The organism is Henriciella aquimarina, from assembly GCF_002088975.1.
GTDB classification, from domain to species: Bacteria; Pseudomonadota; Alphaproteobacteria; order Caulobacterales; family Hyphomonadaceae; genus Henriciella; species Henriciella aquimarina.
Genome location: NZ_NCST01000082.1, coordinates 27,871 through 46,029, shown reverse-complemented (window position 1 = coordinate 46,029; position 18,159 = coordinate 27,871). Strand labels below are relative to the sequence as shown.

20 protein-coding genes and 1 pseudogene are annotated in these 18,159 nt (G+C 63.3%); 12 read left to right on the top strand and 9 right to left on the bottom strand.

The genetic code is table 11. The features are described from left to right. Nucleotides 1–5 precede the first annotated feature (5 nt). Nucleotides 6–374 (bottom strand): proton-translocating transhydrogenase family protein, encoded by a 369-nt coding sequence (locus tag B8784_RS13310; protein WP_084398434.1) that lies wholly within the window; start codon nucleotides 372–374, stop codon nucleotides 6–8. Then, nucleotides 374–1,498, bottom strand: coding sequence for a Re/Si-specific NAD(P)(+) transhydrogenase subunit alpha (locus B8784_RS13305; RefSeq protein WP_084398447.1), 1,125 nt, complete (start codon nucleotides 1,496–1,498; stop codon nucleotides 374–376). The genes B8784_RS13310 and B8784_RS13305 overlap by 1 nt, the downstream gene beginning before the upstream one ends. 58 nt (nucleotides 1,499–1,556) lie before the next feature. Here B8784_RS13305 and B8784_RS13300 point away from each other — a divergent pair, with 58 nt between their 5' ends. Beyond that, on the top strand, nucleotides 1,557–2,324 hold the full coding sequence (locus B8784_RS13300; protein ID WP_084398433.1) for an SDR family NAD(P)-dependent oxidoreductase: 768 nt from the start codon (nucleotides 1,557–1,559) through the stop codon (nucleotides 2,322–2,324). Here B8784_RS13300 and B8784_RS13295 read toward each other — a convergent pair. Further along, entirely contained in the window at nucleotides 2,321–3,364 is a 1,044-nt protein-coding gene (locus B8784_RS13295) for a mechanosensitive ion channel family protein (protein WP_084398432.1), read from the bottom strand. The two genes, B8784_RS13300 and B8784_RS13295, sit on opposite strands and share 4 nt — an antisense overlap. A 164-nt stretch (nucleotides 3,365–3,528) precedes the next feature. Between B8784_RS13295 and B8784_RS13290 the strand changes: the two genes are divergently transcribed. The 4 genes from B8784_RS13290 (at nucleotide 3,529) to B8784_RS13275 (ending at nucleotide 6,813) form a co-directional block, all read left to right on the top strand. After that, a complete protein-coding gene (locus B8784_RS13290) occupies nucleotides 3,529–3,798 on the top strand; it encodes a hypothetical protein (protein WP_084398431.1) in 270 nt (89 codons plus the stop codon). A gap of 70 nt (nucleotides 3,799–3,868) precedes the next feature. Continuing rightward, nucleotides 3,869–4,744, top strand: a complete 876-nt coding sequence (gene galU / locus B8784_RS13285) for a UTP--glucose-1-phosphate uridylyltransferase GalU (RefSeq protein ID WP_084398430.1) — start codon at nucleotides 3,869–3,871, stop codon at nucleotides 4,742–4,744. A 69-nt stretch (nucleotides 4,745–4,813) separates the two neighbouring features. Continuing rightward, the gene (locus B8784_RS13280) at nucleotides 4,814–5,812 is read left to right on the top strand and encodes an NAD-dependent epimerase/dehydratase family protein (protein WP_084398429.1); all 999 of its coding nucleotides are present in this window, start codon (nucleotides 4,814–4,816) and stop codon (nucleotides 5,810–5,812) included. A gap of 2 nt (nucleotides 5,813–5,814) precedes the next feature. Next, nucleotides 5,815–6,813 carry a threonine ammonia-lyase gene (locus tag B8784_RS13275; protein ID WP_084398428.1) on the top strand — a complete coding sequence of 333 codons (999 nt, stop codon included), beginning with the start codon at nucleotides 5,815–5,817 and terminating at the stop codon, nucleotides 6,811–6,813. Nucleotides 6,814–6,952: 139 nt separating this feature from the next. On the opposite strand, the gene smpB is transcribed toward B8784_RS13275, so the two are convergent. Beyond that, complete coding sequence (gene smpB / locus B8784_RS13270) at nucleotides 6,953–7,432, bottom strand: SsrA-binding protein SmpB (protein ID WP_084398427.1); 480 nt, start codon at nucleotides 7,430–7,432, stop codon at nucleotides 6,953–6,955. A gap of 5 nt (nucleotides 7,433–7,437) precedes the next feature. Beyond that, nucleotides 7,438–8,313: a 4-hydroxy-tetrahydrodipicolinate synthase gene (dapA, locus tag B8784_RS13265; RefSeq protein ID WP_084398426.1), complete on the bottom strand. Its 876-nt coding sequence runs from the start codon at nucleotides 8,311–8,313 to the stop codon at nucleotides 7,438–7,440. Nucleotides 8,314–8,407: 94 nt separating this feature from the next. Here dapA and B8784_RS13260 point away from each other — a divergent pair, with 94 nt between their 5' ends. After that, nucleotides 8,408–10,468 carry a lytic transglycosylase domain-containing protein gene (locus B8784_RS13260; RefSeq protein ID WP_084398425.1) on the top strand — a complete coding sequence of 687 codons (2,061 nt, stop codon included), beginning with the start codon at nucleotides 8,408–8,410 and terminating at the stop codon, nucleotides 10,466–10,468. A 348-nt stretch (nucleotides 10,469–10,816) separates the two neighbouring features. On the opposite strand, the gene B8784_RS13255 is transcribed toward B8784_RS13260, so the two are convergent. After that, entirely contained in the window at nucleotides 10,817–11,443 is a 627-nt protein-coding gene (locus B8784_RS13255; RefSeq protein WP_084398424.1) for an RcnB family protein, read from the bottom strand. A 114-nt stretch (nucleotides 11,444–11,557) separates the two neighbouring features. On the opposite strand from B8784_RS13255, the gene arfB reads away from it, so the two are divergent. Both arfB and B8784_RS13245 read left to right on the top strand, forming a co-directional pair. Beyond that, on the top strand, nucleotides 11,558–11,992 hold the full coding sequence (gene arfB, locus B8784_RS13250; RefSeq protein ID WP_084398423.1) for an alternative ribosome rescue aminoacyl-tRNA hydrolase ArfB: 435 nt from the start codon (nucleotides 11,558–11,560) through the stop codon (nucleotides 11,990–11,992). A gap of 10 nt (nucleotides 11,993–12,002) precedes the next feature. Next, a complete protein-coding gene (locus B8784_RS13245; RefSeq protein WP_084398422.1) occupies nucleotides 12,003–12,734 on the top strand; it encodes an SDR family NAD(P)-dependent oxidoreductase in 732 nt (243 codons plus the stop codon). Here the strand turns inward: B8784_RS13245 and B8784_RS13240 are convergent, their stop codons facing one another. Next, entirely contained in the window at nucleotides 12,735–13,343 is a 609-nt protein-coding gene (locus tag B8784_RS13240) for a superoxide dismutase family protein (RefSeq protein WP_233356134.1), read from the bottom strand. 96 nt (nucleotides 13,344–13,439) lie between these two features. On the opposite strand from B8784_RS13240, the gene B8784_RS13235 reads away from it, so the two are divergent. Further along, entirely contained in the window at nucleotides 13,440–14,174 is a 735-nt protein-coding gene (locus B8784_RS13235; RefSeq protein WP_233356132.1) for a TlyA family RNA methyltransferase, read from the top strand. A gap of 13 nt (nucleotides 14,175–14,187) precedes the next feature. Here B8784_RS13235 and B8784_RS13230 read toward each other — a convergent pair. Continuing rightward, nucleotides 14,188–15,050, bottom strand: a pseudogene (locus tag B8784_RS13230) (AAA family ATPase); the annotation flags it as partial. Nucleotides 15,051–15,240: 190 nt separating this feature from the next. On the opposite strand from B8784_RS13230, the gene B8784_RS13225 reads away from it, so the two are divergent. From B8784_RS13225 to B8784_RS13215, 3 genes are read left to right on the top strand one after another with little or no spacing between them, the layout of a single operon-like run. After that, complete coding sequence (locus tag B8784_RS13225) at nucleotides 15,241–15,636, top strand: flagellar biosynthesis repressor FlbT (protein ID WP_084398420.1); 396 nt, start codon at nucleotides 15,241–15,243, stop codon at nucleotides 15,634–15,636. Next, nucleotides 15,626–15,940 carry a hypothetical protein gene (locus B8784_RS13220; RefSeq protein ID WP_084398419.1) on the top strand — a complete coding sequence of 105 codons (315 nt, stop codon included), beginning with the start codon at nucleotides 15,626–15,628 and terminating at the stop codon, nucleotides 15,938–15,940. Before B8784_RS13225 ends, B8784_RS13220 begins: the two co-directional genes overlap by 11 nt. A 9-nt stretch (nucleotides 15,941–15,949) precedes the next feature. Then, complete coding sequence (locus B8784_RS13215; RefSeq protein WP_084398418.1) at nucleotides 15,950–16,588, top strand: MarC family protein; 639 nt, start codon at nucleotides 15,950–15,952, stop codon at nucleotides 16,586–16,588. Here B8784_RS13215 and B8784_RS13210 read toward each other — a convergent pair whose 3' ends face one another. After that, on the bottom strand, nucleotides 16,589–17,935 hold the full coding sequence (locus B8784_RS13210) for a hypothetical protein (RefSeq protein WP_084398417.1): 1,347 nt from the start codon (nucleotides 17,933–17,935) through the stop codon (nucleotides 16,589–16,591). It abuts the gene before it with no gap. Between the last annotated feature and the right edge of the window lie 224 nt (nucleotides 17,936–18,159).

The window sequence follows — 18,159 nt, the reverse complement described above, 5'->3', positions numbered from 1 at the left end:
ACGGTTTACTCCCCCTTCTTCTTGTACATGCCCAGCATGCGCTGGGTGACGAGGAAGCCGCCGAAGATGTTCACACTGGCGAGCGCCACAGCGACGCCGCCCAGGATCTTGGCGATCCAGCCGCCATTCACGTCGGTCAGCGAGGCGGCGGCAACGATTGCGCCGACGATAATGACCGACGAGATGGCGTTGGTCACAGCCATGAGCGGGGTGTGCAGGGCCGGGGTCACCGACCAGACGACGTAATACCCGACAAAGCAGGCCAGCGCGAAGATAGCGGCCAGGAAGACGGTCGGGTTGAGATTCGAGATCTCTGCGGCGTGCGCTGGCAGGGCGAGCGCTGCGGCCGAAAGGATTACAGGAATGGCTTTCATTATTTCAGCCTTTCATTGACGGTTTCGCCGCCGCGCGTGAGCAGCATGGCGGTCACGATCTCATCGTCGGTCTCAAGGTTGAGCGCGCCATCCTCCGCGGTGATCAGCGGCAGGAAGGAAATGAGATTCTTGGCGTAGAGGGACGAGGAATCAGCCGGCAGGCGGGCAGGCAGGTTCGAGAACCCGGCCACCTTCACGCCCTCGACATCGACCACCTCGTCAGGCTTCGACAGCGGGCAGTTGCCGCCCGAGGAGACCGCCATGTCGACGATCACCGATCCCGGCTTCATCGATTTGACCATGTCCTCGCTGATCAGCTCCGGCGCGGGACGGCCGGGGATGAGCGCGGTGGTGATGACAATGTCCTGCTTGGCGATGTGGCTACGGGTCAGCTCGTTCTGCTTCTGCTTGTACTCGTCCGACATTTCCTTGGCGTAGCCGCCAGCGGTTTCGGCTTCCTTGAACTCCTCATCCTCGACGGCGACGAATTTCGCGCCGAGCGAGGCGACCTGTTCCTTGGCCGCCGGGCGAACGTCGGTGGCGGTCACGACCCCGCCGAGCCGGCGGGCGGTCGCGATGGCCTGGAGGCCGGCGACACCGGCGCCCATGACGAACACCTTGGCCGGGGCGACCGTGCCGGCAGCCGTCATCATCATCGGCATGGCGCGGCCATAAATCTGCGCCCCTTCGATCACGGCGCGATAGCCCGCCAGGTTCGACTGGGACGAAAGCGCATCCATGGATTGCGCGCGCGTGATTCGCGGTGTGAATTCCATGGCCAGCGTGTTGAGCTTCTTCTTGTTGAAGGCGTCTGTGAGGTCACCCATGTCGAACGGGTTCATCAGGGCGATGACCGTCAGACCTTCGGGATATTGCCCGGCTTCCTCGGCGCTCGGGGCGCGGACCTTTAACAACAGGTCTGCCCCTTTCACCGCCTCGTCCACCGATTTGGCGATGGTGGCCCCTTCCTCCGAATAAGCCTTGTCAGGGAAGCCTGCATCCGCACCGGCACCGCTTTCCAGCGTTACCGAATGTCCCAGACCGACAAGCTTCTTTACCGATTCCGGGGTTGCCGCGACGCGCGTTTCCCCCGGACTTGTTTCTTTTGTGATTGTCAGCTTCATGGGGGATGTGATCGGAAAAATATTGCGTGAAAGCAATAGAAAACTAGGGAGTTGAGGCATGGAGTTGTTTGATCTGTCCGGGAAAACCGCGCTCGTTACAGGCTCTTCGAGCGGTTTGGGTGCGAGCTTCGCAAAGGTGCTATCGAAGGCCGGGGCGCGGGTTGTCCTTGCGGCACGCCGACTCGACCGGCTGGAGGCTCTCGCGGGGGAAATCGAGAAAGAGGGCGGTCAGGCTGTCGCCGTACAGATGGATGTCACCGACCCGGCCAGCGTGGAAGCGGCCTTCAAGACGATTGACGAGCGGTGCGGCGGTCCGGCCGACATCATCGTGAACAATTCGGGCATCGCGCGCGACAACTGGTTCGTGAAGATGAGCGAGGAAGACTGGCGCGCCGTGATGGACACCAATCTCGATGGCGTCTGGCGGGTGGCCAAGCATGGGGCGAATGCGCTGATGGAGGCCGGCAAGCCGGGCTCGATCGTCAATATCGCCTCGATCACCGCGTTCCGCCCCTCACAGACCATCTCGGCCTATGCCGCATCCAAGGCGGCGGTGAATCACCTCACCCATGTCATGGCGCTGGAAGCGGCGCGCTACGGGATCCGCGTGAACGCCATCGCGCCCGGCTATTTCAAGACCGACATCAATGACGAATTCCTCGACAGCGAACTGGGCGAGAAAATGCGCAAGCGCGTGCCGATGCGCCGCTATGGCAATTATGAGGAGCTGGCCGGTCCGCTGCTCCTGCTGGCCTCCGATGCCGGCAGCTACATGACCGGATCCACCATAACCGTGGACGGCGGGCATCTGGTGAGTGCGCTCTAGGCCTTCGGCTCGGGGTGGTTCTCCGGCAGGTTCTCGGTGCCGTCGAGCGACTGGTCGCCCAGTTCGATGTCGGACGGCTTCGGCGGCGGCGAGAAGGACATGGGTTCGTCGGACACCTCGGCCCGGGCGCGCAGGCGCGGGAAGGCTTCGGGGTGTTCGGCCTGCAGCCAGTTGATCATCTGCTCACGGATATAGCAGCGCAGGTCCCAGGCGCGCGGCGAGGTGCTCGCGGTCGCCAGGGCGCGGACCTGGATGGTCATCTTGTCGGTTTCCGAGACCTGCAGGTTCACGACCTCGCCATCCCACAGATCGGTCGAGCGGACGATCTCCTCGAGTTTGTCGCGCATCTTGGCCACCGGCGCGCGATAGTCGAGCCACCAGTAGACCGACCCGATGATGGTGCCTGACGTGCGCGTCCAGTTCTGGAACGGCTTCTCGATGAAATAGGTGAGCGGCACGATCAGGCGGCGCCGGTCCCAGATGCGCACGACGACGTAGAAGAGGTCGATCTCCTCGATCCAGCCCCATTCATTCTCGAGCACGACGGCGTCCTCGATACGGATGGGCTGGGTGAAGGCGATCTGGATGCCGGCGATGAGATTGGAGAGCACAGGCCGGGCGGCCAGGCCGACGGCAATGCCGACAATGCCCGCCGAGGCCAGCAGCGACACGCCGAGCTGCCGCGCCCAGGGCACGACGACGAGCGCACAGGCCAGCGTCGCGATGGCGCCCACCACGACGATCACACGACGCATCACATCGAGCCGTGTGGCGGTCTTGCGGGCCTGCATGTTGTCGGCGACGTCGATGTCGAGCTTCGCCATGCGGCGCTTGATGTCGAGATCGGTAAAGGAGGTGATCGCCCAGCCGACGGCGCAGATCGTCAGGAAGCGCACGGCAATGATGGTCTCGCCGGCCAGTTCATGCAGTGGCCAGACATAGGTGGCGCCCGCCCAGAGGGCGAGAGCGGTGAGCAGAATGAGAACCGGCGTGCGAAGCCGGCCAATCCAGGCGAGCTTGCCGGGTATTTTCCTGACCATGCAAAATGAATAGCGAGCCTGCGGGGCGGGTGTCCAGCGCGGCCTCGCGAGAGAAGGCCAGATTGCGGGGCGTTGCCTCTTTCCTGATCAATTTCAAAGCACTGTTTAGCGCTTCATTAGGGATGGCTGTGCCAGAGAGGAGGGAACGTAGAGAGGCTGAACCCATGTCCGCCATCAAGAAACATGAGACCGTCGAGCCGGATCAAAAGCCGGAGACCGAAACGCCGGCTTCCGGAGCCCAGCTCGAGGACGTTTCCGATGCGACGGAAGTCGAGGGCGGGGATTCACCGGCCCGGGCCATGCAGGATCAGCTGCACCACTCCCTGACGAGCCAGCCGCGTTCGAAATCGGTGATGGATATCGGTCGGGTGCTTGCCGCGTCTTCAGGGATCACACTCATCCTTGGTGCGTTTATCTTCAGCGGAATCTGGTAACGCCGGACTGGTCTTGTCCGGGCAAGGTATTATGGTCTCCCGGCAAGGGCGGACCACACGGAGGTTATGAATGGCGATCAAGAAAGCAGTCCTGCCGGTTGCAGGTCATGGCACGCGCGTGCTGCCGGCAACCAAGAGTATCCCGAAGGAGCTGCTTCCGGTCGTTGACCAGCCCGCCCTGCAATATGTCGTCGATGAAGTGCTGGCCGCCGGCATCGAGCACATCGTCTTCGTGACGGGGCGCGGCAAGGGCGCCATCGAGGACTATTTCGACGAAGCCTATGAGCTTGAGCATTCGCTAGCGCAGAAAAGCTCGAAAGCCGAGATCCTGAAGGATGTCCAGCGCACGAAACTGCCGGCCGGCGCGGCAAGCTTTACGCGCCAGCAAGCACCGCTGGGGCTTGGCCACGCGGTCTGGTGCGCGAAGGATATCATCGGCGACGAGCCGTTCGCCGTCGTGCTGCCGGATGTGATCGTGCGCGCCAAGCCCTCCTGCCTGGCGCAGATGGTGGCGGCCTATGACAAGGTCGGTGGCAATGTGATCGCGGTCGACCCGGTGCCGGAAGAGCGCGTCTCTTCCTATGGCGTCATCGCGCCGAAATCCCGCGATGGCCGGCTGGTCGAGATGAGTGGCATGGTGGAAAAGCCGCCGCGCGAGGAAGCCCCCTCCAATCTCAAGATCACCGGGCGCTACATCCTGCAGCCGGATATCTTCGAGTTGCTGGAAGACCAGGGCAAGGGTGCCGGCGGCGAGATCCAGCTGACCGATGCCATGGTCCGGCTCATGGAGAAGCAGGCCTTCTATGCCTACGAATTCGAAGGTGAGGAATTCGATTGCGGATCGAAGGCCGGATACTTCGAAGCTGTTGTCGCCCATGCGCTGGAGCATCCGGAAACCGCCGAGGCGGCGCGGGCCATTCTGAAGAAATATGCCGCGGGTGGCTGACGCGAACACAGCCTGCTTCTTTCCCCGTTGCGGCGAGACCGCTATACGCTTCGGGATCGAGGTAAGCGAATGAGATTTCTTGTCACTGGAGTTGCGGGTTTTATCGGATCGCAGATCTCGAAAGCCCTTCTGCACGACGGTCATGACGTCTTTGGCGTCGACAATCTCAACGCCTATTACGATGTCACCTACAAGCAGGAACGGCTGCACCAGCTGCAGCGTCTCGAGGGCTTCGAGTTCCGCCGGCTCGATATTGCCGATCATGACACGCTTCTGGCCTTGCCGGAGCGCGATACGATCGACCGGGTGATCCACCTCGCCGCCCAGGCCGGCGTGCGCTATTCGCTGGAAAACCCCTTTGCCTATGCCGACTCCAACATGACCGGGCATCTCGCCATCCTGGAGTTCTGCCGCCGCGCGGCGAAGGCCCCCATGCTGATCTATGCCTCCTCCAGTTCGGTCTATGGCGACGATGCCGTGGCGCCGTTCAAGGAAGATGCGAATGTCGACCGGCCGGTCTCGCTCTATGCGGCCACCAAGCGGGCCGACGAGTTGATGAGCCAGGCCTATGCCAAGCTCTACGACATCCAGCAGATCGGTGTGCGCTTCTTCACCGTCTATGGGCCGTGGGGGCGTCCGGACATGGCCTACTGGTCGTTCACCGACCGCATCCTGCGGGGCGAGACGATCCGGGTCTTCAATGGTGGCAAGATGAAGCGCGACTTCACCTATATCGACGACGCGATTGACGGGCTGAAGGCGATTGCCACCCAGGACGCCGTCTTTACGGGAGAGCGGACGCACAAGCTCTATAATATCGGTCATAATGAGCCGATTGCGCTGATGGATTTCATCAAGACCATCGAGAAGGCGACCGGCAAGAAGGCGCGGATCGCGCTGGAGCCGATGCAGCCCGGAGATGTCACCGAAACCTGTGCGGATATCTCCAGAATGCAGGCCGACTACGGCTATGACCCGAAGATCAGCCTCGAGACCGGCATTGGCCGTTTCGTCGACTGGTTCACCACCCAACGCGTGGCCTCCGGCCCGGCACAGAGGTCCTTTTAGCCTTGGATACGACAGTAAAGACTCTTCCCCGCTCACAGGATGTGCTGGAGGCGGCCGCGCGCCTGAAGCCTTATGTGGTTCGCACGCCGGTTCTCAGGAATGACGCGCTCGATGCGCTGGCCGGCGCGGAGCTCTTTTTCAAGTGCGAGCCGCTACAGACGACGGGCTCGTTCAAGATTCGCGGGGCCACGAACCGTCTCCTGCAGATCCCGGACGCTCAAAAAGCGGGCGGCGTCGTCGCCTTCTCCTCGGGCAACCATGCGCAGGGGGTTGCCCGCGCGGCGAGGCTGCTGGGCTTGCCGGCGCTGATCGTGATGCCGGCGGATGCGCCGGGCGTGAAGGTCGAAGGCGTCCGGCGCGACGGCGCCGAGATCCGGCTTTATGATCGCGACACGGAAAGCCGCGAAGAGATCGCCGCAGAAGAGGCGGAAAAGCGCGGCGCTGTGCTGGTGCCGAGTTTCGACGACCCGTACATCATTGCCGGACAGGGCAGTTGTGGGGCCGAGTTTGCCGAGCAGGTGAGCGAGGCCGGCGCGTCTCTCGAACATCTCATCTGCTGTGCGGGCGGGGGCGGGCTGATCAGCGGGATCGCGCTCGCTTTCGAGGCGCTGAGCCCGGAAACGAAGATCTGGACGGCCGAGCCGGAAGCTCATGACGACTGGCGCCGCTCTCTGGCTTCGGGCGAGGTGCAGGCCAATGCGCCGGGTACCCGCTCCATCTGCGACGCGATCCTGACGCCATCGCCCGGCGTGCTGACCTGGGGCGTCGGCAAACGCCTGCTCGCCGGCGGCTGCGCAGTCAGCGACGACCAGATCCGCGAGGCGGTGCGGCTGGCGTTCCGCCATCTGAAGATCGTGCTGGAGCCGGGCGGCGCGGCCGCGCTCGCCAGCGCGCTCTATGACCTGCCGGAGGCGGCGAAAGGCCAGCGCGTGGGCGTGGTGCTCTCCGGCGGCAATGTCGACCCGGCGCAGTTCGCAGACATTCTCTCATCAGGCCAGTAATCATGCTTCGCCACGGTCCTGAGCGCAGCGAAGGGTCCGTGGTGCCCATCTCCCCGAGATATCATCAGGAGAACAGGTCAGGAGATGGACCCCACGGACAAGCCGTGGGAAGGCCTTTAATAAAAGGTGTCGCGGCCCCCTAATTCTCTTTGAGGATGCGGGCCTTCTGGCGCTGCCAGTCGCGCTTCTTCTGGACCTCGCGCTTGTCCGGCGCCTTCTTGCCGGTCGCCACGCCGATGAGCAGTTTCGCGATGCCGCGCTCGTTGAAGTAGAGCTTCAGCGGCACGATGGTGCGCCCGGCGCGTTCGACGGCCTGCGATAGCCGCGAGATTTCCCGCTTGGAGGCGAGCAGCTTGCGGCGGCGTTTCGGCTCGTGATTGAACTGGTTCGCGCCCTCATAGGGCGGGAAGTCGGCATTGACGAGCCAGAGCTCGCCATTCTCGACGGCGGCATAGGCTTCGGCGATGTTCGCCTTGCCCTCGCGCAGCGATTTCACCTCGCTGCCTTCGAGCACCAGGCCGGTCTCAAGCGTATCCTCGACATGGTAATCGAAGCGCGAGCGCCTGTTTTCGGCGACAAGGCCGTCGTTTCTTCCCTTGATCTGACTTTTCTTCGACATGGGCCCTATATAAGACCTGCGAGTTCCATTGCAGCGTCGATCTTCTCCGCAGCTGCATCGTGCGGGGCAACGATGGGCAGACGCACTTCACCGGAGCAGAGGCCGAGCTTGGCCAGGGCATATTTGGCCGGGCCGGGCGAGGGGGTCACGAAGAGCGCCTTGTGGAGCGCGATGAAGCGCTTCTCGATCTCCTGCGCGGTGGCGAGGTCGCCGTCCTGGACGGCCTTGTGCATCTTCGCCATTTCCTGCGGTGCGACATTGGCCGTCACCGAGATGCAGCCCTTGCCGCCCATGGCGCAATAGCCGAGCGCGGAGGGGTCATCGCCGGAAATCTGCACGAACTGTTCGCCTTCCAGACCGGCCGCCTGAAGGCTGACGCGGCCGAGATCGCCGGTCGCATCCTTGATCCCGACAATGTTTGGCAGCTTGCCGAGCCGGATCACGGTCTCGGGCTGGACGTCGGAGACGGTCCGGGCCGGGACATTGTACATGATGATGGGCAGCGACACCGCATCTGAGATCGCACGGAAGTGAGCCTCTAGTCCGATCTGGTCGGGTCGATTATAATAGGGGCAGACGCAAAGAGCCGCATCGGCGCCGGCATCCTTGGCATGCTGGACCAGGCCGATGGCCTCACGCGTGGAATTGGAGCCAGCACCGGCAATGACCGGCACGCGGCCCCCGGCGACTTCAATACAGAGTGAGACGACCTCTCTATGTTCTTCATGGCTCAGCGTTGCCGATTCCCCCGTGGTCCCGCAGGGCACGAGCGCGCCGCAGCCGCCTTCGATCTGGCGTTCGACGAGATCGGCAAAGGCTTTCCTGTCCACGGCTCCGTTCTTGAAGGGAGTGACGAGCGCGGGAATGGATCCTTGGAACATCGTAATCTTGCCGTGATTTATATGTTGAACACTAATTTGAAACTTGTGCAGCGTGTTTTGCACGCTGACGACCCAATGAAAACAGGCAGGGCATATGCGCGTTAGCACACACCGGGCCATACTGGCAGTCTCTATACTGGTTTCCGCTGCATCCAGTGCTGTGGCCGTCACACCGACGGCACCCAGCCTGAAGCCGGACCTGATCGCTGCGTCCAATGTGGTCTCGACCACCGATGCGGGCGTGTTGCGGGACGCCCTGAATGCCGTCGAGGATTATGACTGGAATCGCGTGCGCGTTCTCGAATCGCAGGCCCGCGACGAGACCGTGCGCAAGCTGATCCGCTGGTATCGCGGCCGCGGGGATACGAAAATGTCCTTCGACGAGCTGAGCCATCTCCTCAGGACGCAGTCCGACTGGCCGCAGATGAGGAGCGTCCAGGTCCGCGCCGAGGAAGCCGTCGCGCTGTCGGCGCTGACCCCGGAGCAGCGCATCGCCTGGTTCGACGAGATTGGCGGCCCGATATCGGGGCCGGGCCGCTATGCCTTGGCCGAAGCCTATCGCCGCAGCGGCAATCGCGCGGCCGCGGTCGAGACCATCCGCGAGGCCTGGCACGGCAATACGCTCGATCGCTCGATGACGCAGGACATCCTGTCGACCTATGGCGATGCCCTGACGCAGGCCGACCATGAAGCACGTGCCGACTTCCTCCTCTGGACGGCCCAGCATTCGGCCGTCGCGCGGCTGAAGCCGTATCTCAGTTCCGGCTGGCAGCGGCTCGTCGATGCGCGCAGCAGCCTGCAGCTGCGCCGGTCGGGTGTGGATGCGGCCATCAATGCGGTGCCGGGCGACCTCGTCAATCATCCGGGCCTGCTCTATGACCGGGCCAAATGGCGCCGCCGGGCCGGGCAGGACGAGTCGGCCTATGTGCCGCTGCTGGCCCAGATCGACGGGGCCGATGTGCCCCCGGCCGGCCGTGACAACCTCTGGGGCGAGCGCGGCATGGCCATGCGCGATGCCTTGAAGGAGCGCCAGTTCCAGGTCGCCTACCAGCTGGCAGCCCCCCACGGCATGAGCTCAGGCGCCGATTTCGCTGCCGCCGAATGGGCGGCCGGGTGGATCGCATTGCGCCACCTGAACCAGCCGGCCCGGGCGCTGACGCATTTCCAGACGCTGGCGGCGAATGTCTCGACCCCGATCAGTCTCGCCCGCGGCTATTACTGGGAGGGCCGCGCGCATGAAGCGCTCAATGACGAGGCGGCTGCCAAGGCGGCGTATGAAGAGGCGGCCAAATATCCCTTCGTCTATTATGGCCAGCTGGCCGCCGAGAAGGTCGGCAAGACGCAGCTTTATCTCGAAGCGCGCGAAAGCATCACCGATGAGGAGCGTCAGGCCTTCAATGACCGCCCGCTTGTCCAGGCACTGAAGCTTCTCGCGGAAAACGGGGAGTCCGGGGAATTCAGGCAGTTCGCCTATCACCTAGACGACCTGCTCGACAGCGAAGCCGATTACCTGCTGCTGTCAGAGCTCGCCTCGGACTATCTCTATGCCGACATCGGCGTGCGCGGCGCCAAGGCCGGTCTGGCCAAGGGCATCGTGGCGACGAATGCCGCTTTCCCCGTGCCGGATTACAGCCTGATGCGCGAGCCGGGCGTCGAGCGGGCCATGATGTATGCGCTGTCGCGGCAGGAAAGCGAGATGAACCCCTCTGCGGTGTCTCACGCCAATGCGCGCGGGCTGATGCAGTTTATCCCAAGCACGGCGCGGGCCGAGGCGCGTAATCTGGGGCTGCCATTCCGGACCTCTTGGCTGACGGACGATCCGGGCTACAACATGACGCTCGGCGGGGCGCATCTCGACACGCTGCTCAATCGCTTCAATGGCAGCTACATCATGACGGCGGCGGCCTATAATGCCGGGGCCTCGCGTCCGCGGCGCTGGATCAGGGAGTATGGCGATCCGCGGGCCGGGGAAGTGGACCCGATCGACTGGGTGGAGTTCATCCCGTTCTCCGAGACCCGCAACTATGTCCAGCGGGTTCTGGAGAATACACAGGTCTACCGCCAGCGGCTCGCCAAGGAGCCGGTCGACATCCAGCTGAGCCAGGACCTTCACCGGGGCCGCACCATGAATGTGCAGCCGGCGAGCAGTGACTGAGCTTTCAGGCAGGATCCCCGCAAACGAAAAGGCCACCCCGAGGGGTGGCCTCCGTGAGCCGGTTTGGCTCTTGAATCCCGGCAGGACATATCCTGCCTGATGTCAGTGCTAGCGGACGAAGAGAGGCTGCTCTCCAAGGCCACCAGCACAGACGGATCCAATCGCCGCCCCTGGTTTCTCACTCGACATTGGATCACCTCCTTTCTGATGTTGAAAACAAAGCACCGACCGCAAGTTACGCCCGGTACGGACAAGTAAAGCATGACTCGGCCCTAATGAAAGATGAAAATGCCCGGCATTCGCAAGGAATACCGGGCATGGGGCGGTGTTGAAGCGGTCAGGTTCGGGCTACTGGGAGAGGATCCCCACGGCCAGGCCAATGATGGCGCCGGTCGCAACCGAGGTCAGGACGGCGTCGTCGCTATACGGGTCGCGCACCCAGTGATGTCCGTGCGGCGGGCGGTAGAGCCCGTAGCGGCCATAATCGTTGATGATGATCGTCCTCGGCGAATAGTCGTAATAGCCGCCGATCCGGTAGCCGTTGTGATAATAGCCGGAATTATAGTGGAAGATCACCCGCGAGCGCGGCCTTGGATAGGCATAGCGCGGGGCGCTGTAATAGTAGCGGTTGATCACGCGCGGGCGGTAGGACCGGTAGTGATTGTTCCAGTGGCGGGCCGGGCGGTGATGCCGGTTCCAGTCGCGCGCATGGCGCCGGCCGCGATCCCAGTCATGGCGGTTGTTGTGGTGGCGGTTCCAGTCGCGGCGATGGTCGCGGCTGCCACGATTCCAGTCGCCGCGGTGGCCCCTGTCGCCCCGGTTCCAGTCTCCGCCGCGATGGCCGCGATCGCCGCGGTCATGATGGCCGCCACGGTCGCCGCGTCCGCGCTCGTCTGCCATTGAAGCCGGCGCCAGGACGGCAAACGCCAGAGCGCCTATTGCGCCAATCCGCGCCAGATAAGAAAAGAGCGCCATGACAGCCTCCTTATGATTGTACCGGAGAACCGGTATGTGTTTGGCTTACAGTCTAAAGCCTTGGTTTCATCCTATGTTCCGGTGCTTGAACCCTAGCTGAACAGGTCCTTCATCATGTCGGTCTCGACAGACTTGAAAATTAATGACGAAATTACAGTGCCTTACTGGGAGCTGGTCGAGACATTTACACGCGCATCCGGACCTGGCGGGCAGAATGTGAACAAGGTTTCGACGGCGGTTCAGCTGCGCTGGAATGTCGAGGCCTCTTCGCTGCCGCCGGCGATCAAGGCGCGCTTCCGCCGGCTCTGGAAGAACCGTATCACCAAGGAGGGCGATGTCCTGGTCGAGGCCAGCGAGCACCGCTCGCAGGCGCGCAACCGGGATGCCGCGAGGGAACGATTGACGGGCATGATCCGGAAAGCGACCCATAAGCGAAAGCGCCGGATTCCGACGCGGCCCGGACGCGGGGCCATTGAACGGCGGATCAAGGCGAAGAAAGAACGCGCGCAGACCAAAGCCCTGAGAGGAAAGGTCGAGCGCGACGAATAGGGAGGTCATCATGCTCGATTTTTCAGGCCGGAAAGTGCTGGTCGTCGGTGGATCCAGCGGGATTGGAAACGGGGTGGCTCAGGCCTTCCGGGCCGCGGGCGCCGAGGTGTCCATCTGGGGCACAAGGCCGACGGCGTCCGACTATGACGGCGTCGAAGGCTCCGACCTGACCGGACTGGCCTACACCCAGGTCGATGTTGCCGACCGCGCCGCCATCGACCGCGCCACAGCCGATATCACCGAGCTCGACGTGCTGGTCCTCTGCCAGGGCACTGTGCGCTACAAGCGCCAGGAGTTCGAGCGTGAAGGCTGGGACGATGTGATGGACGTGAACATCAACAGCGTCATGGACGTTGCCCGGGCGCTGAAACCGGCGCTGCAGGCGCGCGGCGGATCGATGATCATCGTCAGCTCCGTCGCGGGCTTCGGCGCGACGATCGGCACGCCGGCCTACAGCGCATCGAAGCACGCCGCGGTCGGGCTGACCAAGACGCTCGGCGCGGCCTGGGCGAGCGATGGCATCCGCGTGAACGGGCTGGCACCGGGGCTTGTCGAAACCAAGCTTACCCATGTCACCACGAAAAACGAAAAACGCCTCGCAGGCGCGCTGCGAGGCATTCCTCAGGGCCGGATGGGCACGCCGCAGGACATGGCCGGTGTGGTCATGTTCCTGGCGTCGCCGCTCGCCAGCTATGTGACGGGCCAGACCATCATCGCCGATGGCGGCCTGACCCTGCAGTAGCTATTCGATCACCGCACAGGCCACGCGGCTGCCGGCCCCGCCAATGGGCTGGCTCATATGGTCGTCGCGGCCTTCGTGGATGATGACGGCACTGCCATCGTCGTCGAGGATCTGGGACATTTTGACGATGTTGCTGAACGTCTCGAAATTGGCCGAGCCGTCGGCGGCAACATAGAGGTTCGGCAAGTCACCGGCTTCAGGGCCGTCGGGGTTGAGCAGGCCGTGGCCGCCTTCGATCTTGCCGATATGGCCGCCCGAGGCCTTGTATTCGCCGGTATCGCTGCAATCGCCGGTCTGGTGCAGGTGGATGGCATGCCAGCCCGTTTCGAGGCTGCCGGCCTCGATGTTCACTTCCATGACGATTCCGTTCGGCCCTTCAATGAGGTTGGCCGTGCCGATCTGGTTGCCGTCACCGCCCATGAGGTCGCCGGTGGCGCGCATCATTGAGGGGGTGGAGGTCTCGCCCTCGCCGGTCATCTCATCGGCCGGCATGGACTCTTCCGCCGGCGTGGCCTGATCTTCTTCCTGCGCATCCGAAGCTTGCTGCGAGCAGGCAAACAGGACGGCCATGGCCGCGGTGGATGCCAGAGCGATGGTGGTTCGTGTCATGAGGGGACTCCTTGGTTTCCTGATCCAGATTAATAAGATCACACTCGACCGTTCAACACGTGGCATAAAGTCGATGTTCCCGGAGGGCATAATTTTTTGAGCCAGACAGACAGAGCTGACAGGCTGCTGGTGGCGCTTGGCCACTATGCCAGCCGGGCCGCCGCGCAGGAGGCAATCGCCGGCGGTCACGTTCGCGTGAATGGTGCCTGTTTGAGCAAACCATCGGCCAGGATTGCATCGACGGACCGGATCGAGGCGGCCGCCGTCCACCCCTGGGTCTCCCGGGGCGGCCTGAAGCTCGCTCATGCGCTCGAGATTTTCGGCGTCGATCCGGCAGGACGGATCTGTCTCGATATCGGCGCCTCGACCGGCGGCTTTACCGACGTCCTGCTCCAGAAGGGGGCCCAGCACGTCTATGCCGTGGATGTCGGCCGGGGGCAGCTGCATGAAAAGGTCGCCGCCGATGAGCGCGTCACGGCGCTGGAGGCCACCGATGCCCGGGACCTGACCCGCGAACAGATCGCCGACGCGCCGTCGCTGATTGTCTGCGATGCGAGCTTTATCGCGCTCGAGAAGCTGCTGGCCGTGCCTTTGTCGCTTTCAGCCGAGCAGGCCGAGCTTGTCTGCCTGTTCAAACCGCAATTCCAGGTCGGCCGTGCGCATGTCGGCAAGGGCGGGATTGTGAAAGACACCGCCGCGGTGGCCTGTGCGGAAGAAGCCTTCTGCAGCTGGCTGGCCTGGCAGGGGTGGCACGTGACCGGACGCGATGACAGCCCGATCACGGGCGGAGATGGCAATGCCGAGCGGCTGGTGCACGCCCGGCATGGATGATTTTATCGCTTAGCCGGCCGGGCCGCGGCGCGGATTGTTTTCGCGTCTCGAGAGAAACGCCAGGCGCTCGAACAGGGCCACATCCTGCTCGTTCTTGAGCAGCGCGCCGTGCAGCGGCGGGGTCAGTTTGTCCGGGTCCTTCTCACGCACTGTCTCCAGGTCGATATCCTCGTTCATGAGGAGTTTCAGCCAGTCGAGCAGTTCGCTGGTGGACGGCTTCTTCTTCATGCCCGGCACTTCGCGCATGGAGTAGAAGGTGGTCAGCGCCTCCTTCACCAGCTTCTGCTTGATGCCCGGATAGTGGACGTCGATGATGTCGCGCATCGTCTGTTCGTCCGGGAATTTGATGAAGTGGAAGAAGCAGCGGCGCAGGAAGGCGTCCGGCAGTTCCTTCTCATTGTTGGACGTGATGATCACGATCGGGCGCTGCTTGGCCTTGATGACCTCGTCGGTCTCGTAAACATAGAACTCCATCCGGTCGAGCTCCTGCAGGAGGTCGTTGGGGAATTCGATGTCGGCCTTGTCGATCTCGTCGATCAGCAGGATCGGGCGCTCGGGCGAGGTGAAAGCCTCCCACAGCTTACCCTTCTTGATGTAGTTCGAGATGTCCTTGGCGCGCTCGTCGCCCATCTGGCCGTCGCGCAGGCGTGAGACGGCGTCATACTCGTACAGGCCCTGGGCGGCTTTGGTGCTGGACTTGATGTGCCATTCGATCAGCGGAACGCCGAGGGCCTGGGCCACTTCAATGGCGAGAACCGTCTTGCCGGTGCCCGGCTCGCCCTTCACCAGAAGGGGCCGCTGAAGCGCGATGGCGGCGTTAACGGCCACCTGCAAATCTTCGGTTGCGACGTAGTTCTCGGTGCCTTCAAATCGCATGACAGTCTCCAATTCACATTCCCGTGCGATGATAGACGCAGTGCAGCAGAGGGCAACCGTCGGGCTCACGCTGTCTTCGCGTCAAGCGGGAAACCGCTGGCATATGGCACTTTCAATGCCGTATTAACCATTGACTTTCTACGATAGGAAGCTGATTCGGACCGAATTATCCCTTGGGGGGGAAGGCAAAATGCCTCTCAAACTGTCGCTCAAGCCCGGCGAAGCCGTGGTCGTGAATGGCGCTGTGATCCGCAATGGCGAACGGCGGGGTACCCTGCTGCTCGAAACCAAGGCGCGTATCCTGCGTGAGCGCGACATCATTTTTCCCGACCGGATCAGGACGCAGGCCGAGGCGGCCTATTTTGCCGTCATGCAGCTTTACCTCACCGGGGAGACAGACGGCGCCGTCTTCGATACCTGCATCGCCGCGCTTGCCGACCTGATGGAAGAGGCCCCCGACCAGGCGAGCCGCGACAAGGTGCTCGATATCACGCGGGCTGTGGCAGCGGGTCAGATCTACCGCGGCCTGGGCGCTTTCCGGAAGCTCGGCCTGATGGAAACGGGCGGAGGCGCCCATGTCAGCTAAACCCAACCTGCAGACGGGAGAGGGCGCCGAACAAGCGCCCCTTCCTCTCGACGAGGCCATAGAGCTTCTGGAATCGGGCGAGGCCGACCTGTCGATCCGCGTCGATTTCGGTCATGGCTATATCGGTACGGCCAGCCGCGCCGAAGACCTTCCGGGCCTGCTGCAGCGGGCCAGAGGGCTTCGCCTGCTCAAGGCCATGGCCGATGAGGAGCCCGTCGAGCGTCCGGCAGGGCTGCGTTCCGGCATGTCTGTCCTGCATCCGCTGGTGGAAGAGATACTGGACGCCTTGAAGCAGTCTGGATAAGGCGCCGGCATGAGTGGCGATTTCCTGAATATCTTTACCGCGTCCTTCGTGACCTTCTTCGTTCTGATCGACGCGCTGGGCGTGGCGCCTATCTTCGCGTCGCTGACGGCGCGCGGGAATGCCGCCTATCGCCGGAACATGGCGGTGCGCTCCATCCTGGTCGCGACGCTGATTATCTTCGGCTTCGCCTTCTTCGGGGCCTGGCTGCTACAGCAGCTCAAGATCACCATCGATGCCTTCCGGGCCGCGGGTGGCGTGCTGCTCTTCCTCATCGCGCTCGACATGGTCTTCGAAAAGCGGACCGAGCGCCGCGAAACGCGTGCGGACGAATATCTCGAGGAGCACGAGACGCCGGAAGATGTCTCGGTGTTTCCAATCGGGATTCCCATGCTGGCCGGGCCCGGCTCGATCGCCACGGCGATGCTGTTCATGTCGGAGTCGGAAAGCTGGATGGAAAAGAGCGCGGTTCTCTCCGCTATCGGGGCGAACATGGTGCTGTGTCTCTTGGTCTTCCTCGTTGCGTCGCCGCTCGTGAAGGCGATGGGGGAAAGCGTTGCCGGCGCCATCACGCGGATCTTCGGTGTGATCCTGGCCGCTCTCTCGGCTCAGTTGCTCATCGACGGCATCATTGGGGCGTTCGGGGTCTGATCAGTGGCGGTAATGGCGCACAGGGCGCGCCTGGCCGACAGCCGAGACGGCCGTCCAGATCAGCGCCATGGCGATCGCCGCAAGAGCCATCAGCTGAAGCACCAAGTTCAGCGACCATTTTACCCCGATCTGGGCAAGCTTCAGGACGCGCGGGCCAATCTGCTTGGTCAGCGCCACGGCCCGGTCGCCACCGGCTTCCGAAATCAGCTGCAGCTTCTTCACATCCTCCGGCGAGCGGGCCGTTTCCAGAAGCGTCACCGCGCCTGACGGGCTCGTGAGGTCGGCGATCCGGGCGACGGCGGAGAGGTCACGCTGCAGCCGGGCCAGGCCTTCGGCGCTGATGGCGTTGCGGAAAGCTTCCAGCACGCGCTCTTCAAGCTCCGCCATGGGGGCGACTTTGGAAAGCGCATCGCGGACCGCGGCAAAGGCCGTCTCTTCGGGCAGGGCGAGGTCGACGCGCTCGAACAGGTATTCGCGATAGTCCGGGGTCAGCCGGCCGGCGCGGTCGGCGGCTTTCAGGACCGAGATGGCTTCGGCATAGGGCGAGATGCCGGCCGGCTCCGTCGCGCCGATCAGGCTGATGGCGCTCAGGCGCAATTGCAGGCTGTCGATCCGGTCGCCATTGACCCAGTGCTGCGCGCGCCGGACCAGGTCTGTCCGGTCGCCCACCATGGAGAAGGCCGGTCCGCCCGGCTCCTCATAGTCCTCGGTGGCAAGCATCGTGTCCGGGCTGAGGGGCTGGATCCCCCCTTCGCTCGCCGCCTCCGGAGAGGCTGTGCCGGCGGCATCGGTGTCGTCAGACGGTTCGGGGACATTGCCGGGGTGTTCGCCTTCGCGAAGTTCTTCCCTTGCTTCGAGGTCCGGCCTCGGGACCACCTCGATGCGCGGCGGCTCGATGGCGCGCTGATATTCGGCGCGGGTCTCGTTCGGCAGGAAGAGCAAGCCTGCCTTGACCAGGCGCTGATCCTGCGAGCCGGACTCCTCGGCATCGGCTGCGGCCAGAATGGCACGGGCATCGTCGCGTTCGAGCATGACGGGGGCGGCAAGCAGATAGCCGCGGGCGGCTGAAAAGTCGCGCGCATCGAGTTCGCGTGAAATCTGGTCGGCCCAGAAGGCGCGGGCGACATTGCCCTTCGGAACGATCGTCTGGAAGGCCGATTCGATCTCGCGGCGTGTCTCGTTTCGCGCCTGGATGTCAGGGACGTCACCGGCGCTTTCGGCGGTGTAGGCGTTCGTCATCACGCGCGTGCCAAGAACGATGAGCAAAAGCAGGAGGCTGTTGAAGAGCAGCGCCTGGCGCCATGTGCCCTGTCTGCCTGTTTCCCTGCGTCTTCGAAGTCGGGCCATGTGGAGCTGGTTCAACCCTTCCGTCGTTCGCCGCGTATCCGGTGCCGGGAGATATACCGCACAGGCTTGCTGTCTGAAGCAAGCCCGCCAAAGCAGACGGATCAGGTCAATATGGTTAAAGTGTCAGTTTGTCGGCCGATTCACGCCGCATTCCTGTGAAAGGGCATTTAGCACGAAAAATGCAAAGCACATTTGCGAAAACAGGCGACACGCTATATAGGCCC

Excerpts from the sequence above, each read along its gene's own strand:
- B8784_RS13310 (WP_084398434.1), bottom strand. The coding sequence starts at position 374 with ATGAAAGCCATTCCTGTAATCCTTTCGGCCGCAGCGCTCGCCCTGCCA.
- B8784_RS13305 (WP_084398447.1), bottom strand. The coding sequence starts at position 1,498 with ATGAAGCTGACAATCACAAAAGAAACAAGTCCGGGGGAAACGCGCGTC.
- B8784_RS13300 (WP_084398433.1), top strand. The coding sequence starts at position 1,557 with ATGGAGTTGTTTGATCTGTCCGGGAAAACCGCGCTCGTTACAGGCTCT.
- B8784_RS13295 (WP_084398432.1), bottom strand. The coding sequence starts at position 3,364 with ATGGTCAGGAAAATACCCGGCAAGCTCGCCTGGATTGGCCGGCTTCGC.
- B8784_RS13290 (WP_084398431.1), top strand. The coding sequence starts at position 3,529 with ATGTCCGCCATCAAGAAACATGAGACCGTCGAGCCGGATCAAAAGCCG.
- galU (WP_084398430.1), top strand. The coding sequence starts at position 3,869 with ATGGCGATCAAGAAAGCAGTCCTGCCGGTTGCAGGTCATGGCACGCGC.
- B8784_RS13280 (WP_084398429.1), top strand. The coding sequence starts at position 4,814 with ATGAGATTTCTTGTCACTGGAGTTGCGGGTTTTATCGGATCGCAGATC.
- smpB (WP_084398427.1), bottom strand. The coding sequence starts at position 7,432 with ATGTCGAAGAAAAGTCAGATCAAGGGAAGAAACGACGGCCTTGTCGCC.
- dapA (WP_084398426.1), bottom strand. The coding sequence starts at position 8,313 with ATGTTCCAAGGATCCATTCCCGCGCTCGTCACTCCCTTCAAGAACGGA.
- B8784_RS13260 (WP_084398425.1), top strand. The coding sequence starts at position 8,408 with ATGCGCGTTAGCACACACCGGGCCATACTGGCAGTCTCTATACTGGTT.
- B8784_RS13255 (WP_084398424.1), bottom strand. The coding sequence starts at position 11,443 with ATGGCGCTCTTTTCTTATCTGGCGCGGATTGGCGCAATAGGCGCTCTG.
- arfB (WP_084398423.1), top strand. The coding sequence starts at position 11,558 with ATGTCGGTCTCGACAGACTTGAAAATTAATGACGAAATTACAGTGCCT.
- B8784_RS13245 (WP_084398422.1), top strand. The coding sequence starts at position 12,003 with ATGCTCGATTTTTCAGGCCGGAAAGTGCTGGTCGTCGGTGGATCCAGC.
- B8784_RS13240 (WP_233356134.1), bottom strand. The coding sequence starts at position 13,343 with ATGACACGAACCACCATCGCTCTGGCATCCACCGCGGCCATGGCCGTC.
- B8784_RS13225 (WP_084398420.1), top strand. The coding sequence starts at position 15,241 with ATGCCTCTCAAACTGTCGCTCAAGCCCGGCGAAGCCGTGGTCGTGAAT.
- B8784_RS13220 (WP_084398419.1), top strand. The coding sequence starts at position 15,626 with ATGTCAGCTAAACCCAACCTGCAGACGGGAGAGGGCGCCGAACAAGCG.
- B8784_RS13215 (WP_084398418.1), top strand. The coding sequence starts at position 15,950 with ATGAGTGGCGATTTCCTGAATATCTTTACCGCGTCCTTCGTGACCTTC.
- B8784_RS13210 (WP_084398417.1), bottom strand. The coding sequence starts at position 17,935 with ATGGCCCGACTTCGAAGACGCAGGGAAACAGGCAGACAGGGCACATGG.